Origin of the sequence: Bacillus sp. RE35 (assembly GCF_052146655.1) — a bacterium.
GTDB lineage: Bacteria > Bacillota > Bacilli > Bacillales > Bacillaceae_G > Bacillus_A > Bacillus_A cereus.
Map to the genome: position 1 here is coordinate 12,501 of NZ_CP197377.1, position 15,000 is coordinate 27,500.

Below are 15,000 nucleotides of genomic sequence, written 5' to 3' on the forward strand. Positions count from 1 at the left end.
ACGTCCAAGCAGTTAGGCTGATAAGTAGGCAAATCCGCTTATCGTGAAGGCTGAGCTGTGATGGGGAAGCTCCTTATGGAGCGAAGTCTTTGATTCCCCGCTGCCAAGAAAAGCTTCTAGCGAGATAAAAGGTGCCTGTACCGCAAACCGACACAGGTAGGCGAGGAGAGAATCCTAAGGTGTGCGAGAGAACTCTGGTTAAGGAACTCGGCAAAATGACCCCGTAACTTCGGGAGAAGGGGTGCTTTCTTAACGGAAAGCCGCAGTGAATAGGCCCAAGCGACTGTTTAGCAAAAACACAGCTCTCTGCGAAGCCGTAAGGCGAAGTATAGGGGGTGACACCTGCCCGGTGCTGGAAGGTTAAGGAGAGGGGTTAGCGTAAGCGAAGCTCTGAACTGAAGCCCCAGTAAACGGCGGCCGTAACTATAACGGTCCTAAGGTAGCGAAATTCCTTGTCGGGTAAGTTCCGACCCGCACGAAAGGTGTAACGATTTGGGCACTGTCTCAACCAGAGACTCGGTGAAATTATAGTACCTGTGAAGATGCAGGTTACCCGCGACAGGACGGAAAGACCCCGTGGAGCTTTACTGTAGCCTGATATTGAATTTTGGTACAGTTTGTACAGGATAGGCGGGAGCCATTGAAACCGGAGCGCTAGCTTCGGTGGAGGCGCTGGTGGGATACCGCCCTGACTGTATTGAAATTCTAACCTACGGGTCTTATCGACCCGGGAGACAGTGTCAGGTGGGCAGTTTGACTGGGGCGGTCGCCTCCTAAAGTGTAACGGAGGCGCCCAAAGGTTCCCTCAGAATGGTTGGAAATCATTCGTAGAGTGCAAAGGCATAAGGGAGCTTGACTGCGAGACCTACAAGTCGAGCAGGGACGAAAGTCGGGCTTAGTGATCCGGTGGTTCCGCATGGAAGGGCCATCGCTCAACGGATAAAAGCTACCCCGGGGATAACAGGCTTATCTCCCCCAAGAGTCCACATCGACGGGGAGGTTTGGCACCTCGATGTCGGCTCATCGCATCCTGGGGCTGTAGTCGGTCCCAAGGGTTGGGCTGTTCGCCCATTAAAGCGGTACGCGAGCTGGGTTCAGAACGTCGTGAGACAGTTCGGTCCCTATCCGTCGTGGGCGTAGGAAATTTGAGAGGAGCTGTCCTTAGTACGAGAGGACCGGGATGGACGCACCGCTGGTGTACCAGTTGTTCTGCCAAGGGCATAGCTGGGTAGCTATGTGCGGAAGGGATAAGTGCTGAAAGCATCTAAGCATGAAGCCCCCCTCAAGATGAGATTTCCCATAGCGTAAGCTAGTAAGATCCCTGAAAGATGATCAGGTTGATAGGTTCGAGGTGGAAGCATGGTGACATGTGGAGCTGACGAATACTAATAGATCGAGGACTTAACCATATAATATGTAGCAAATGTTATCTAGTTTTGAAGGAATATGCCTTCATAGTTTGGTGATGATGGCAGAGAGGTCACACCCGTTCCCATACCGAACACGGAAGTTAAGCTCTCTAGCGCCGATGGTAGTTGGGACCTTGTCCCTGTGAGAGTAGGACGTCGCCAAGCAACTAAAAACACAAGTCATTTGACTTGTGTTTTTTTATTTCCCATGAAATAGATTTGGTTCCATTAATAAAAAATTTGAAATATAGTAAGGGATTTTTTGAGCAGAAATACTTAGAAATTGATAAATAAATGGATAATCTTCAGAACCATAACTTCCAAGTAAGTCATACCACCAATCTGTTTCATATCTAGAAATCATGCTTAAATTATAGAGCAATAAATAATGAATGAGGAGTTCAGGTAATATTGGCTTAGGATTTCTAGGGTCAGTCGTAAGTGGCAAATAATAAGTATTAGTAAGATGTTCATAGTATAAAGGAGTACTGTACATAGGATTCCATGATTGAATAGGCGCTGTAAAAAGTAAATTCGATTCATTAGTCTTCTCAGGTACGTGTTGTATTGATAAATGCTTACAAGATGTTTCAATGTAACGAGAAAATCTCTCTTTAGTCATATGTAATCGATCTAGTAGGTTGACTGAAAAGGAGAGCTCATTTTTAATTGTTGAATCAATTTTATATAAAGTTGATCCTTTTTGACTATAACGAAATAAATTTTGTAATTCTGGAATATTTCCCATTAGTTCTAACATGTTAAATTTTTCTGCTTCTAAGTGTTTCATGTGAAACAGTTGTTCTGCAACATGAGTAAACAATCCGTTTTTTTGTACCTTCACCTCATCTTCTAAAAATTGATACCCTTGTTTTTTTCGTTTGCGAGTTGTAACGCCATGAGCTAAAACAGTAGTGGATTCAGGATAGTTAGGGTCAATAGTTAGTAGGCATGCTTTAAACAGTTGACTAATTCCATAAAATAACAACATTGGTTGAATGGAAAATGGAGCTGTCTTATATAATTCATAATAATTTTTCCCGTGTTCTAAGTAATAAATAAAGGGATAACAATTTTCAAAACTTTTTTTTTCTGCATCCTGAATAGAGGATTTTTCATAACAACGGGCAAGATAACGTTGTACGTTTTGAGATGAAAAAAAGAAACTTAACTGCTGCCAAGTACAAGATGTTTGATGCATATATTACGCTCCTTTTATTGTCTAAAAATTCTAACATATATATACGTCCTTGACAGTATTTTAACCAATTGATAAGCTACTAATAATAATTTCTGGTATCATAGGGGGAACAATTATGTGGGAATCTAAATTTGTTAAAGAAGGTTTGACTTTTGATGATGTATTACTTGTACCAGCTAGGTCAGATATATTACCAAGAGAAGTAAGTGTTAAAACAGTTTTATCTGAAAGCTTACAGCTAAACATCCCGTTAATTAGTGCAGGAATGGATACAGTAACAGAAGCTGACATGGCTATTGCAATGGCTCGCCAAGGTGGTTTAGGAATTATTCATAAGAATATGTCTATTGAGCAACAAGCAGAGCAAGTTGATAAAGTAAAGCGCTCTGAAAGCGGCGTTATTTCAGATCCTTTCTTCTTAACTCCAGAACATCAAGTATATGATGCAGAACATCTTATGGGAAAATATCGTATCTCAGGTGTACCGGTTGTAAATAATTTAGATGAGCGAAAATTAGTTGGTATTATTACAAACCGTGATATGCGCTTCATCCAAGACTACTCAATCAAAATTTCTGACGTAATGACAAAAGAACAATTAATTACAGCTCCAGTTGGTACTACACTGGAAGAAGCTGAAAAGATCCTACAAAAGTATAAAATTGAAAAACTCCCTCTTGTTGATAATAACGGTGTATTACAAGGGCTTATTACAATAAAAGATATTGAAAAAGTAATTGAATTCCCAAACTCTGCTAAGGATAAGCAAGGACGCTTATTAGTTGGAGCAGCAGTTGGTGTAACAGCGGATGCTATGCTTCGCATCGATGCATTAGTAAAAGCTAGTGTAGATGCAATTGTACTTGATACAGCACATGGACATTCTAAAGGTGTCATTGATAAGGTAAAAGAAGTTCGTGCTAAATACCCATCACTAAATATTATCGCTGGAAATGTTGCTACTGCTGAAGCAACGAAAGCATTAATTGAAGCTGGTGCAAACGTAGTTAAAGTTGGTATTGGACCAGGTTCTATTTGTACAACACGCGTTGTAGCCGGTGTTGGTGTACCACAATTAACTGCAGTTTATGATTGTGCAACAGAAGCTCGTAAACACGGTATTCCAGTTATTGCTGATGGTGGTATTAAGTACTCTGGTGATATGGTGAAAGCTTTAGCGGCAGGAGCACATGTTGTTATGCTAGGTAGCATGTTTGCAGGTGTTGCAGAAAGCCCTGGAGAAACTGAAATTTACCAAGGTCGTCAATTTAAAGTGTATCGTGGTATGGGTTCTGTCGGTGCGATGGAAAAAGGAAGTAAAGATCGTTACTTCCAAGAAGGTAATAAAAAGCTTGTCCCAGAAGGTATTGAAGGACGAGTGCCATATAAAGGACCTTTAGCAGATACAGTTCACCAATTAGTTGGTGGCTTACGTGCAGGTATGGGATATTGCGGAGCACAGGATTTAGAATTCTTACGCGAAAATGCACAATTCATTCGTATGTCAGGTGCTGGCTTACGTGAAAGTCATCCTCATCACGTACAAATTACAAAAGAGGCTCCAAACTACTCATTATAATGTCTTATATACAAATAGACAGAGATTTGATATCTCTGTCTATTTTTTTTTGATTATGTTAGAATAACGGTTATGTGAGTACATAGATATTGGGGGTAGCAAAAGTGAAAGGTATGTTTTGCAAAAGATTCATTGCTTTGGTAACAGTGCTTACACTAGCTTGTAGCATTTTTATGCCATATAGCAATGCATCAGCTGAAACAGGAGCCGCTTTAAACATTGAAGCAGGTGCGGCAATTTTAGTAGAAGCGAATTCTGGGAAAATTTTATATCAAAAGAATGCAGATGAATTATTATCCATTGCTAGTATGACAAAGATGATGAGTGAATATTTAGTTCACGAAGCAGTGGATAAAGGAAAACTTAAGTGGGACCAGAAAATTAAGGTTTCTGAATATGCATATAAGGTTTCACAAGATGCTTCATTATCAAATGTTGCATTAGAAAATGGTGGCTCTTATACAGTAAAAGAGTTATACGAAGCAATGGCAATCTTTTCTGCAAATGGTGCAACAATTGCATTAGCAGAAGCAATTGCAGGTAAAGAAGTAGACTTCGTAAAAATGATGAATGACAAATCGAAAGAACTAGGGTTAAAAAATTATAAATTTGTCAATTCTACAGGTTTAACGAATAAAGATTTAAAGGGAATGCATCCTGAAGGAACAACAGCGGATGAAGAAAATAAAATGTCTGCAAAGGATGTTGCAACTTTAGCACAACATTTAATTAAAGATTATCCAAAAGTGTTAGATACAGCAAAAATCCCTAAAAAAGAATTCCGTCCAGAAAAAGAGAAGTTTGGAATGTCGAACTGGAACTGGATGTTAAAGGGCTTAGTTAAAGAATATGATGGCGTAGATGGCCTAAAAACAGGCTCAACTCCAGAAGCAGGAGATTGCTTCACTGGTACGGTTGAAAGAAACGGAATGCGTTTTATTTCTGTAGTTATTAAAACAAGTTCTCATACAGCACGTTTTGATGAAACAAAGAAGCTATATGATTATGGATTTGCTAACTTTGAAGTGAAACAAATGTATAAAAAAGGTTCTTCAGTAAAAGGACAAGAAACAGTACGAGTAGAAAATGCGAAAGATAAAGATGTAGCAGTTCAAACGAAACAAGCTATTTCACTTCCAGTGCCAAAAGGAAGTAAAGATGTTTATAAAACAGAATTAAAAGAATCAAGTAAGGGACAAGAAGCACCTATTAAAAAGGGAGCTGCGCTTGGTCAAATGGTAATTACGCCAAAAGATACAAACGACCCTGGATTTTTAACCGGTAAGTCACTGCAAGTGGATCTTGTAACGACATCTGAAGTAGAAGAAGCAAACTGGTTTACTCGTGCTATGCGCGGAATTGGTTCATTCTTTAGTGGTATGTGGAATAGTGCTGTTGATACAGTAAAAGGTTGGTTTTAAAAGCTCCTCACGATAGGAGCTTTTTTTTATTCCTATTTTTCATACCGACTTTATGAAAAAGTAGTAGACAAGCATCTGATAGTTAGTGGTAGAATGTAAGAGTATTCTTAATTTTCGCCTTTAACGGGGGAAAGCAATTCACCTAGGGGGGTTTTTGTACATGACAAATGTAACAGGGACAGAACGTGTAAAACGTGGAATGGCAGAAATGCAAAAAGGCGGCGTTATTATGGACGTAGTTAACGCTGAACAAGCAAAAATTGCAGAAGAGGCAGGCGCAGTTGCCGTTATGGCATTAGAGCGTGTACCAGCAGATATTCGTGCAGCAGGTGGCGTTTCTCGTATGGCAGACCCAACAATTGTTGAAGAAGTTATGGGTGCGGTGTCAATTCCGGTTATGGCAAAATGCCGTATCGGTCACCTTGTAGAAGCACGTGTATTAGAATCATTAGGGGTAGACTATATCGATGAGAGTGAAGTATTAACTCCTGCTGATGAAGTATACCATTTAAATAAACGTGATTACACAGTTCCATTTGTATGTGGTTGCCGTGATATCGGAGAAGCTGCACGTCGTATTGCAGAAGGTGCATCTATGCTTCGTACAAAAGGTGAACCAGGAACAGGAAACATTGTAGAGGCAGTGCGTCATATGCGCCAAGTCAATGCAGAAATCCGTCAAGTTGCGAGTCTACGTGAAGATGAGTTAATGACATATGCAAAAAATACTGGCGCTCCTTACGAAGTATTACTTGAAATTAAACGTCTTGGTCGCTTACCAGTTGTAAACTTTGCGGCAGGTGGTGTAGCAACACCAGCAGATGCAGCATTAATGATGCAACTTGGTGCTGATGGGGTATTTGTTGGATCTGGTATCTTCAAATCAGAAAACCCAGAGAAATTTGCACGTGCAATCGTTGAAGCAACGACTCATTATGAAGATTACGAACTAATTGCAAGCCTTTCTAAAGGATTAGGTAATGCAATGAAGGGTGTCGAAATTTCAACGTTATTACCAGAACAACGCATGCAAGAGCGTGGATGGTAATTAAAGGAGAACTTTAAAATGGTGAAAATCGGTGTACTAGGTCTTCAAGGTGCAGTTCGTGAGCATGTAAAATCAGTTGAAGCAAGTGGTGCAGAAGCTGTTGTTGTAAAGCGTATAGAGCAACTTGAAGAGATTGATGGTCTTATTTTACCGGGCGGTGAAAGTACAACAATGCGCCGTCTTATTGATAAGTATGCTTTCATGGAACCACTTCGTACATTTGCAAAGTCTGGTAAACCAATGTTTGGTACATGTGCAGGGATGATTCTTCTTGCGAAAACACTTATTGGCTATGAAGAAGCACATATTGGGGCTATGGATATTACAGTTGAGCGCAATGCGTTCGGACGCCAAAAGGATAGTTTTGAGGCTGCGCTTTCAATTGAAGGCGTGGGTGAAGACTTCGTTGGTGTATTTATCCGTGCGCCGTATGTTGTAGAAGTAGCTGATAATGTTGAAGTGCTTTCTAAACATGGTGACCGAATGGTAGCGGTAAGACAAAATCAGTTTTTAGCTGCTTCATTCCATCCGGAATTAACAGATGATCATCGTGTAACAGCATACTTTGTTGAAATGGTAAAAGAAGCGAAAATGAAAAAAGTTGTATAAGTAACTTGCAACTTGTATAAGATTATAGTAAATTGATGGTAACAATTTTATAAAATAAGCGTGTTGATAGGAAATAGTAACAAATGTCGTTTCTTATAGAGAGTCGATGGTTGGTGGAAATCGATAGAAACAGTTTGTGAATCCATCCTGGAATGGAATGTGGAATATCTTTTGGATTAGTAAGCATTCCCGGTGAAGAGCCGTTATTTCTACTTGAGAGGAAAGCGGTAATGCTTTCAACTAGGGTGGCAACGCGGGTTAACTCCCGTCCCTTTATATAGGGACGGGAGTTTTTTGTGTTTTATAAAATAAAAGGAGGAGTATACAATGCTTGATATTAAATTTTTACGTACAAACTTTGAAGAAGTAAAAGCGAAATTACAGCATAGAGGCGAAGATTTAACTGATTTTGGTCGTTTTGAAGAATTGGATACGAGAAGAAGAGAACTACTTGTTCAAACAGAGGAACTAAAAAGTAAACGTAACGAAGTATCTCAACAAATCTCTGTATTGAAGCGTGAAAAGAAAGATGCAGAAGCTCTAATTTTAGAAATGCGTGAAGTTGGAGAAAAAGTAAAGGATCTTGATAACGAACTTCGTACAGTTGAAGAAGACTTAGAAAGATTAATGTTATCTATTCCAAATATCCCTCATGAATCAGCTCCAGTTGGTGAAACAGAGGATGATAATGTAGTAGCACGTACTTGGGGAGAAGTGAAAGAATTTACTTATGAGCCAAAACCACATTGGGATCTTGCTACTGATTTAGGAATTTTAGATTTTGAACGCGCTGGGAAAGTAACAGGAAGCCGCTTCGTATTCTACAAAGGTGCTGGTGCAAGATTAGAGCGTGCTTTAATTAGCTTTATGCTTGATCTTCATACTGATGAGCATGGATATGAAGAAGTATTACCTCCATATATGGTAAACCGTGCAAGTATGACAGGAACAGGACAACTTCCAAAGTTTGAAGAAGATGCATTCCGTATTGAAAGTGAAGATTACTTCTTAATTCCAACAGCTGAAGTACCTGTAACGAATATGCATCGTGATGAGATTTTAAATAAAGAGCAATTGCCTATAAGATATGCTGCATTTAGCTCTTGCTTCCGTTCTGAAGCAGGTTCAGCTGGACGTGATACACGTGGTTTAATTCGCCAGCATCAGTTTAATAAAGTAGAGCTTGTGAAGTTCGTAAAACCAGAAGATTCTTATGAAGAGTTAGAAAAGTTAACAAATGATGCAGAACGCGTGTTACAATTATTAGAGTTGCCATATCGCGTTATGAGCATGTGCACAGGCGATTTAGGATTTACAGCAGCGAAGAAATACGATATTGAAGTATGGATTCCAAGCTATGGCACATATCGTGAAATTTCTTCTTGTAGTAATTTTGAAGCTTTCCAAGCGAGACGTGCAAATATCCGTTTCCGCCGTGAACCAAATGGAAAACCAGAACATGTTCATACATTAAATGGATCTGGTCTTGCAATTGGACGTACGGTTGCAGCTATTTTAGAGAACTACCAACAAGAAGATGGTACAATTATAATTCCAGAAGTTCTTCGCCCTTATATGGGAGGAAAAACAGTTATTAAGTAAATTTAAACATTCATCGGTATGAGTGATTGGTAATTATGAGCGTTGTCAGTACTGTAATGTAGGAAGGGGAAAGTAAAATTTTCCTTTCCTCATAATTTATTTTAGTAGGGTTGACTAACTGTTTTTCTTTTGATATTATATTTGATGTCAATATGGAGGTATACCCAAGTCTGGCTGAAGGGATCGGTCTTGAAAACCGACAGGCGGCGAGAGTCGCGCGGGGGTTCGAATCCCTCTACCTCCTCCAGATATAATTGACAACAGCGCATATAAGTGGAGATTGGAGAACTCGTTACCAACACGTAACGAGTTTTTATTTTAAAACCAATCATAAAGTATGGTGTAAGGTAATTTTGTCCTTATTACACACTCATATTCCGATGATTATCTTCATAGATATGAAAGGAGTCAACATGGATCTTATTATACAAACGTTTCCTTTAGATGGAAAAACTTTATATTATGTACAATGTCCTGTCTGTAAGAACAATAGAATTTTAAACAGTGGTGCAAACGTATCACGCATTATTAGTGATGATACATTCCGTAAACTTTGTGGTTGTACTTGTGATGTAAAACCAGCTACGAGTAAAGTAGAGGCGCCAAAACAAGTTAAAAAAGCAGCTGTAAAGAAAGAAGCAGCTCCAAAACGTACAGGTAAAGTATTAACGGCAGTAATTAACGGGAAAGAAATGACTGTTAAAGAGATTGCTGAAGCATACGATATTAGTACAAGTACTGTTCGTCAGCGCATTAACGCAGGAAAACCTGAGAGTGAAATTATTGCTCCAACAAAGAAGAAGTAATTTAATAGGAAAACCCGTGCATATGCACGGGTTTTTTATTTTACAAGTTTACGTGTTTGTTTTAAAAAATGGCCAATTTTTTTTATGATTGGTTCGATTGAATCACCATCTTTTAAAATATCGTACTCGTTAATATTTAAGCGTAATACAGGGCATGAATTAAAGTTGTTAATCCAGTTTTCATAACGTCCATGCATTTCTTTCCAGTACTCAATTGGTGTTTGCTGTTCCATTGGGCGCCCGCGTTCTTGAATACGATCGACAATATCATCGAAAGAACCTTCTAAGTAAATTAATAAGTCTGGATGAGGGAAGTAAGGAGTCATGACCATAGCGTCAAATAAACCTTTGTACGTTTCATAATCAGTTTCCGTCATTGTTCCTTTTTCATGATGCATCTTTGCGAAAATTCCAGTGTCTTCGTAAATGGAACGATCTTGAACAAAACCGCCACCATATTCAAAAATTCTTTTTTGTTCCTTAAATCGTTCTGCTAAAAAGTACACTTGTAGGTGGAAGCTCCAGCGAGTGAAGTCCGCATAGAACTTGTCCAAATATGGATTGGAATCTACTTTTTCAAATGATGTGCGATAACCTAAAGCATTAGCTAATGCAGTTGTCATAGTTGATTTACCCACACCTACTGTTCCGGCAATAGTGATTACTGCGTCATTGGGTATATCATATTTTTGCCTTAAATTCATTATTATTTCGACTCCTTTAAGAGAGTATTTTGAAGGGCAGATAGGATAACGTTTAAATCATCAGGATTTTTTACAAAATCCATATCGTCGCCATTAAATTTCAATACTGGTATTTCCGGATGATCTTTTTTAAAAGCATCCATTGCTGTTTCATAATCTTTTGTGAGCTGTAGTAAGTAATTTGGATCCATGTTTTTTTCAAATTCTCTTCCGCGCATGGCGATTCGTTTTTGCAATGTTTCTAGGCTAGCTGTTAAATAAACAATGACATTTGGCACAGGCATATCTTGTGTAAGGATACGATAAATTTGCATGTATTTGTCATATTGAGAGTCTTTTAATGTGCGGGATGCAAAAATTAAATTTTTAAAGATATGGTAATCCGCTACTACTGGTTTCCTTTGATTCAAGTACTTTATGTTAATGTCTTCTAATTGTTTGTATCTATTACAAAGAAAGAACATCTCTGTTTGAAAACTCCATTCGTCGATGTCTTCATAGAACTTTCCTAAAAAGGGATTTTCATCAACAATCTCTTTTAGTAAGTGGAGTTGCATGTGAGTTGAAATTTCCTTCGCAAGTGAAGTTTTTCCAACACCAATTGGTCCTTCAACCGTGATAAATGGTACTCCGGTCACGCTGTTTCCTCCTTTCAATCAGTAATTTACCGTGACTACTAAAAACACAAAACAGAATTATTGTAGCACAAGAGGGAAGCGAGCGGGTTAATTTGATATAAAAAGTTAGAAAATAGATATATGTATTAATTAAATTTTATTTTGGTTGATGATGTTATATTTGCTTTCAATGTAGTTTCCATTATTTTTAAAGCATGTATATTATCTTGGTCGTTGTTAGAGGCGATACAATCCTGTGGTACATACAATTTATAATTTCTCATATGAGCATCATTAGCTGTAAATAGGATACATATATTTCCGGCAACCCCTGTTAATATTAGATTTTCTATTTTTAAATAACCTAGTAATGAATTTAAAGGTGTTTCATAAAAAGCGGAATAATGTGGTTTAATAAAAATGTACTCATCAAAACTTGGAGCAATCTTATGGATTATATTTTCGCTATATTCATTTGTGCAATGAGTAATAAGTTGGTCGATATCAGATCTCCAAAGTTGATAATGGTCATTAACGTAAATTATAGGATAGCCAAAGGATTTCATTTTTTTCTTTAATTGTAAAATAGGGTTTGTTATAGTTTCGCATTTTTTAGCTAGAATGGGTCCGTGGGAAAATTGAAAGTCATTAATCATATCGATAATGAGCAAGGCGGTATTTTTCATATGTAATCCCCTCTCTTTTTTCTTTTAGGGTGGATTGAATTTGTAAAAGTTATCCCCTGTGTAGTAAATGGAAATAAGTGTACTTTATTTGTAATGAAAGGACTATGTTATGAAACAAGATCAAGATATTTATTTTATGCAATTAGCGATAGAAGAAGCTAAAAAGGCAGAGGAAATACAGGAAGTACCAATTGGAGCAGTTATAGTGTTAGATGGTGAGGTAATTAGTGTTGCCCATAATTTAAGGGAAACTGAGCAAAGATCAATAGCTCATGCTGAGTTGCTAGCGATAGATGATGCATGTAAAAAATTAGGGACATGGCGTTTAGAAGATGCAACATTGTATGTAACATTAGAACCTTGCCCAATGTGTGCGGGTGGAATTGTTTTATCACGAGTGAAGCGAGTTGTATATGGTGCAAGTGATCCGAAGGGCGGATGTGCAGGGACATTGATGAATCTTTTAACGGATGAACGCTTCAATCATCAATGTGAAGTAGTATCTGGTGTACTAGAGGAAGAATGCGGTACGTTGTTAACAAACTTTTTTAGAGAGCTTCGTAAAAAAAGAAAAGCAATAAAAAAATTAGAGAAGAATACTGGGAACTAACGTATTTGCATTTTCTAAAGAAACAAGTTATACTGATAATGCCTTTAATGAAGGCAACCGAATATTGGTTTTAACTTTGCCGTGCTAAGCGGGGAGGTAGCGGTGCCCTATACTCGCAATCCGCTCTAGCGAGGCCGAATCCCCTCTCGAGGTTATGTTGCTGTAAGGTCTGCCTTAAGTAAGTGGTGTTGACGTTTGGGTCCTGCGCAACGGGACCCCGTGAACCTTGTCAGGTCCGGAAGGAAGCAGCAATAAGCGGGTCTTCTCGTGTGCCGCAGGAGTGCCTGAACCGAGCTAACTGCTTGAGTAACGCTTATGGTACGTAATCGACGGAGGGTGCACGGCAGTTATATATGTATACAAAACTCACCTTAATACAAAGGTGAGTTTTTTGTATAGAAAATAACTTTTGGAATCTATAAACAGAATGGGTTATAATAAATGAGATAATAACCTTTGAGGGAGGCCGTATTTTCGTGTCATACCAAGCGTTATACCGAACATGGAGACCGCAAAAGTTCGAAGATGTAGTCGGTCAAAAGCACGTGACAAAAACGTTGCAAAATGCCCTTCTTCAAGAGAAAGTTTCACATGCTTATTTATTTTCTGGCCCGAGGGGAACAGGAAAAACGACAATTGCAAAAGTATTTGCAAAAGCAATTAACTGTGAACATGCTCCGGTAGCTGAACCTTGTAATGAATGTCCTTCTTGTTTAGGAATCACACAAGGATCCATTTCAGATGTATTAGAAATTGATGCGGCTTCAAATAACGGTGTAGATGAAATTCGAGATATTAGAGATAAAGTAAAATACGCTCCAAGTGCTGTAGAATATAAAGTATACATTATTGATGAAGTTCACATGCTTTCTATGGGTGCATTCAATGCGCTTTTAAAAACCTTAGAAGAGCCGCCAGGACATGTTATCTTTATTTTGGCGACAACAGAACCTCATAAGATCCCACCTACAATCATTTCACGTTGTCAGCGCTTTGAATTCCGAAAAATATCAGTGAATGATATTGTTGAGAGATTATCAACGGTCGTGACAAATGAAGGTACGCAAGTGGAAGGTGAAGCATTACAAATTGTTGCGCGTGCTGCCGAAGGTGGTATGCGTGACGCGCTTAGTCTTATTGATCAGGCTATATCTTATAGTGATGAGATTGTTACGACAGAAGATGTATTGGCCGTAACAGGATCTGTTTCTCAGCAATACTTAGGCAATTTAGTAGAGTGCATACGTGAAAATGATGTATCAAGAGCATTGCAAATCATAGATGAAATGATGAGTAAAGGGAAGGATCCAGTTCGTTTTATGGAGGATTTCATTTACTATTATCGTGATATGCTTTTATATCAAACTTCACCACAACTAGAACATATGTTGGAACGAGTAATTGTAGATGATCAATTCCGTAAGTTGAGTGAAGAAATGCAACCGGAAGTGATCTATGAGATTATTCATACCCTTAGTAAGGGACAACAGGAAATGAAGTGGACAAATCATCCGCGTATTTTCTTAGAAGTTGTTATGGTGCAATTGTGTCAACAGTTTATGATGCAAGCAAATGGTACAGATCGTTTGCAAGCAATTATGAACAGGATGCAGCAACTGGAGAAAGAGTTAGAGCAAGTCAAAAAGAACGGTGTGCCAGCTGGTGTACAACAGGAAGTAAGAGAGACACGTGCAACACCAAAACCGGTACGAACAGGAAGTATGAAAATTCCTGTCGGACGTGTAAATGAAGTATTAAAACAAGCGAAGCGTCAAGATTTAGAACAATTAAAAGCTGTATGGGGTGAGTTGTTAGGAAGACTCAAATCATATAACAAAGTAGCGTTTGCCGTTTTACTAGAAAATAGTGAACCAGTGGCAGCTTCAGATGACACTTACGTTTTAGCATTTCAATATGAGATTCACTGTAAGATGGCGAGCGAAAATCGAGAAGCTATGGATACAGTAGAACAAGCTTTATTTGAATTGCTAAGTAAAAGGTTAAATATGATTGCCATTCCAAAAAGTGAATGGGGTAAAATCCGTGAAGACTTTTTACAACGTGAAGGTGGAGAGTCTGAAGAAAGCCCGGAGAAAAAGGAAGACCCTCTTATAGAAGAGGCAGTGAAGTTAGTAGGGCAAGAACTCATTGAAATAAAAGAGTAATAATAATTAGGAGGAATTAATTATGATGCGTGGCGGAATGGGAAATATGAATAACATGATGAAACAAATGCAAAAGATGCAAAAGGACATGGCGAAAGCACAAGAAGAGCTTGGTGAAAAAACAGTTGAAGGTACAGCTGGCGGCGGAATGATTACAGTTATTGCAAATGGTCACAAGCAAATTCTTGAAGTGAAGATTAAAGAGGAAGTTGTAGATCCAGAAGATATCGAAATGTTACAAGACTTAGTATTAGCTGCAACAAATGATGCACTTAAAAAGGCTGATGAGCTTTCAAACTCTACAATGGGTAAATTTACAAAAGGCTTAAACTTACCAGGTGGAATGTTCTAGGAGGATATTGATACATGCATTATCCAGAACCAATATCAAAACTAATCGATAGTTTTATGAAGTTGCCAGGTATCGGACCGAAAACAGCGGTTCGATTGGCATTTTTCGTATTAGATATGAAAGAAGATGATGTGTTAGGTTTCGCGAAAGCACTTGTAAATGCGAAGCGAGATTTAGCGTACTGTTCTGTA

General features: G+C 38.5%; 14 protein-coding genes, 1 tRNA gene, 2 rRNA genes, 1 other RNA gene and 1 other annotated feature (2 of these 19 running past the window's edge). Of the genes, 14 read left to right on the forward strand and 4 right to left on the reverse strand.

Annotated elements, in window-relative coordinates; all coding sequences use genetic code 11:
* Together ACTL4X_RS00050 and rrf are read left to right on the forward strand one after the other, a co-directional pair.
* Nucleotides 1-1,409, forward strand: a 23S ribosomal RNA gene (locus tag ACTL4X_RS00050); it begins 1,513 nt to the left of the window's first position.
* A gap of 49 nt (nt 1,410-1,458) precedes the next feature.
* Nucleotides 1,459-1,574 (forward strand): 5S ribosomal RNA (gene rrf / locus ACTL4X_RS00055).
* Nucleotides 1,575-1,608: 34 nt separating this feature from the next.
* On the opposite strand, the gene ACTL4X_RS00060 is transcribed toward rrf, so the two are convergent.
* Complete coding sequence (locus ACTL4X_RS00060) at nt 1,609-2,610, reverse strand: YaaC family protein (protein WP_000554287.1); 1,002 nt, start codon at nt 2,608-2,610, stop codon at nt 1,609-1,611.
* 115 nt (nt 2,611-2,725) lie between these two features.
* Between ACTL4X_RS00060 and guaB the strand changes: the two genes are divergently transcribed.
* The 7 genes from guaB to ACTL4X_RS00095 all read left to right on the forward strand — a co-directional run bounded on the left by guaB (nt 2,726) and on the right by ACTL4X_RS00095 (nt 9,675).
* A complete protein-coding gene (gene guaB, locus ACTL4X_RS00065; protein ID WP_000264088.1) occupies nt 2,726-4,189 on the forward strand; it encodes an IMP dehydrogenase in 1,464 nt (487 codons plus the stop codon).
* A gap of 113 nt (nt 4,190-4,302) precedes the next feature.
* Nucleotides 4,303-5,610, forward strand: a complete 1,308-nt coding sequence (dacA, locus tag ACTL4X_RS00070; protein WP_124749816.1) for a D-alanyl-D-alanine carboxypeptidase DacA — start codon at nt 4,303-4,305, stop codon at nt 5,608-5,610.
* A gap of 160 nt (nt 5,611-5,770) precedes the next feature.
* On the forward strand, nt 5,771-6,658 hold the full coding sequence (gene pdxS / locus ACTL4X_RS00075; RefSeq protein WP_000186165.1) for a pyridoxal 5'-phosphate synthase lyase subunit PdxS: 888 nt from the start codon (nt 5,771-5,773) through the stop codon (nt 6,656-6,658).
* An 18-nt stretch (nt 6,659-6,676) separates the two neighbouring features.
* Entirely contained in the window at nt 6,677-7,267 is a 591-nt protein-coding gene (pdxT, locus tag ACTL4X_RS00080) for a pyridoxal 5'-phosphate synthase glutaminase subunit PdxT (RefSeq protein ID WP_000238787.1), read from the forward strand.
* Between the two features lie 54 nt (nt 7,268-7,321).
* Nucleotides 7,322-7,543 (forward strand) — a binding site (T-box leader).
* A 51-nt stretch (nt 7,544-7,594) separates the two neighbouring features.
* A complete protein-coding gene (serS, locus tag ACTL4X_RS00085; RefSeq protein ID WP_000884187.1) occupies nt 7,595-8,869 on the forward strand; it encodes a serine--tRNA ligase in 1,275 nt (424 codons plus the stop codon).
* A gap of 154 nt (nt 8,870-9,023) precedes the next feature.
* Nucleotides 9,024-9,116: transfer RNA gene (locus ACTL4X_RS00090), tRNA-Ser, on the forward strand.
* A 166-nt stretch (nt 9,117-9,282) separates the two neighbouring features.
* Nucleotides 9,283-9,675, forward strand: coding sequence for a DUF3797 domain-containing protein (locus ACTL4X_RS00095; protein WP_000364193.1), 393 nt, complete (start codon nt 9,283-9,285; stop codon nt 9,673-9,675).
* 35 nt (nt 9,676-9,710) lie between these two features.
* Here the strand turns inward: ACTL4X_RS00095 and ACTL4X_RS00100 are convergent, their stop codons facing one another.
* The 3 genes from ACTL4X_RS00100 to ACTL4X_RS00110 all read right to left on the reverse strand — a co-directional run bounded on the left by ACTL4X_RS00100 (nt 9,711) and on the right by ACTL4X_RS00110 (nt 11,682).
* Nucleotides 9,711-10,379 (reverse strand): deoxynucleoside kinase, encoded by a 669-nt coding sequence (locus tag ACTL4X_RS00100; protein ID WP_001053585.1) that lies wholly within the window; start codon nt 10,377-10,379, stop codon nt 9,711-9,713.
* Between the two features lie 2 nt (nt 10,380-10,381).
* Complete coding sequence (locus ACTL4X_RS00105; protein WP_000148218.1) at nt 10,382-11,017, reverse strand: deoxynucleoside kinase; 636 nt, start codon at nt 11,015-11,017, stop codon at nt 10,382-10,384.
* Nucleotides 11,018-11,142: 125 nt separating this feature from the next.
* Nucleotides 11,143-11,682 carry an isochorismatase family cysteine hydrolase gene (locus ACTL4X_RS00110; RefSeq protein WP_000798724.1) on the reverse strand — a complete coding sequence of 180 codons (540 nt, stop codon included), beginning with the start codon at nt 11,680-11,682 and terminating at the stop codon, nt 11,143-11,145.
* 109 nt (nt 11,683-11,791) lie between these two features.
* Between ACTL4X_RS00110 and tadA the strand changes: the two genes are divergently transcribed.
* The 5 genes from tadA to recR form a co-directional block, all read left to right on the forward strand.
* A complete protein-coding gene (gene tadA / locus ACTL4X_RS00115) occupies nt 11,792-12,292 on the forward strand; it encodes a tRNA adenosine(34) deaminase TadA (RefSeq protein ID WP_000806700.1) in 501 nt (166 codons plus the stop codon).
* Nucleotides 12,293-12,371: 79 nt separating this feature from the next.
* Nucleotides 12,372-12,636, forward strand: an RNA gene (gene ffs, locus ACTL4X_RS00120) — signal recognition particle sRNA large type.
* 132 nt (nt 12,637-12,768) lie between these two features.
* Nucleotides 12,769-14,457, forward strand: a complete 1,689-nt coding sequence (dnaX, locus tag ACTL4X_RS00125) for a DNA polymerase III subunit gamma/tau (protein WP_000121587.1) — start codon at nt 12,769-12,771, stop codon at nt 14,455-14,457.
* A 25-nt stretch (nt 14,458-14,482) separates the two neighbouring features.
* Complete coding sequence (locus tag ACTL4X_RS00130) at nt 14,483-14,809, forward strand: YbaB/EbfC family nucleoid-associated protein (RefSeq protein ID WP_014894853.1); 327 nt, start codon at nt 14,483-14,485, stop codon at nt 14,807-14,809.
* Nucleotides 14,810-14,823: 14 nt separating this feature from the next.
* Nucleotides 14,824-15,000, forward strand: partial view of a recombination protein RecR gene (gene recR, locus ACTL4X_RS00135; RefSeq protein ID WP_000559169.1) — the start only. Its footprint extends 420 nt past the window's final position; only the first 177 of its 597 coding nucleotides appear in the window; it begins with the start codon at nt 14,824-14,826; its stop codon lies off the right edge, out of view.

Bases quoted from the DNA above. Each gene is read 5' to 3' on its own strand.
- ACTL4X_RS00060 (WP_000554287.1), bottom strand. From the start codon at position 2,610: ATGCATCAAACATCTTGTACTTGGCAGCAGTTAAGTTTCTTTTTTTCA.
- guaB (WP_000264088.1), top strand. From the start codon at position 2,726: ATGTGGGAATCTAAATTTGTTAAAGAAGGTTTGACTTTTGATGATGTA.
- dacA (WP_124749816.1), top strand. From the start codon at position 4,303: ATGTTTTGCAAAAGATTCATTGCTTTGGTAACAGTGCTTACACTAGCT.
- pdxS (WP_000186165.1), top strand. From the start codon at position 5,771: ATGACAAATGTAACAGGGACAGAACGTGTAAAACGTGGAATGGCAGAA.
- pdxT (WP_000238787.1), top strand. From the start codon at position 6,677: ATGGTGAAAATCGGTGTACTAGGTCTTCAAGGTGCAGTTCGTGAGCAT.
- serS (WP_000884187.1), top strand. From the start codon at position 7,595: ATGCTTGATATTAAATTTTTACGTACAAACTTTGAAGAAGTAAAAGCG.
- ACTL4X_RS00095 (WP_000364193.1), top strand. From the start codon at position 9,283: ATGGATCTTATTATACAAACGTTTCCTTTAGATGGAAAAACTTTATAT.
- ACTL4X_RS00100 (WP_001053585.1), bottom strand. From the start codon at position 10,379: ATGAATTTAAGGCAAAAATATGATATACCCAATGACGCAGTAATCACT.
- ACTL4X_RS00110 (WP_000798724.1), bottom strand. From the start codon at position 11,682: ATGAAAAATACCGCCTTGCTCATTATCGATATGATTAATGACTTTCAA.
- tadA (WP_000806700.1), top strand. From the start codon at position 11,792: ATGAAACAAGATCAAGATATTTATTTTATGCAATTAGCGATAGAAGAA.
- ACTL4X_RS00130 (WP_014894853.1), top strand. From the start codon at position 14,483: ATGCGTGGCGGAATGGGAAATATGAATAACATGATGAAACAAATGCAA.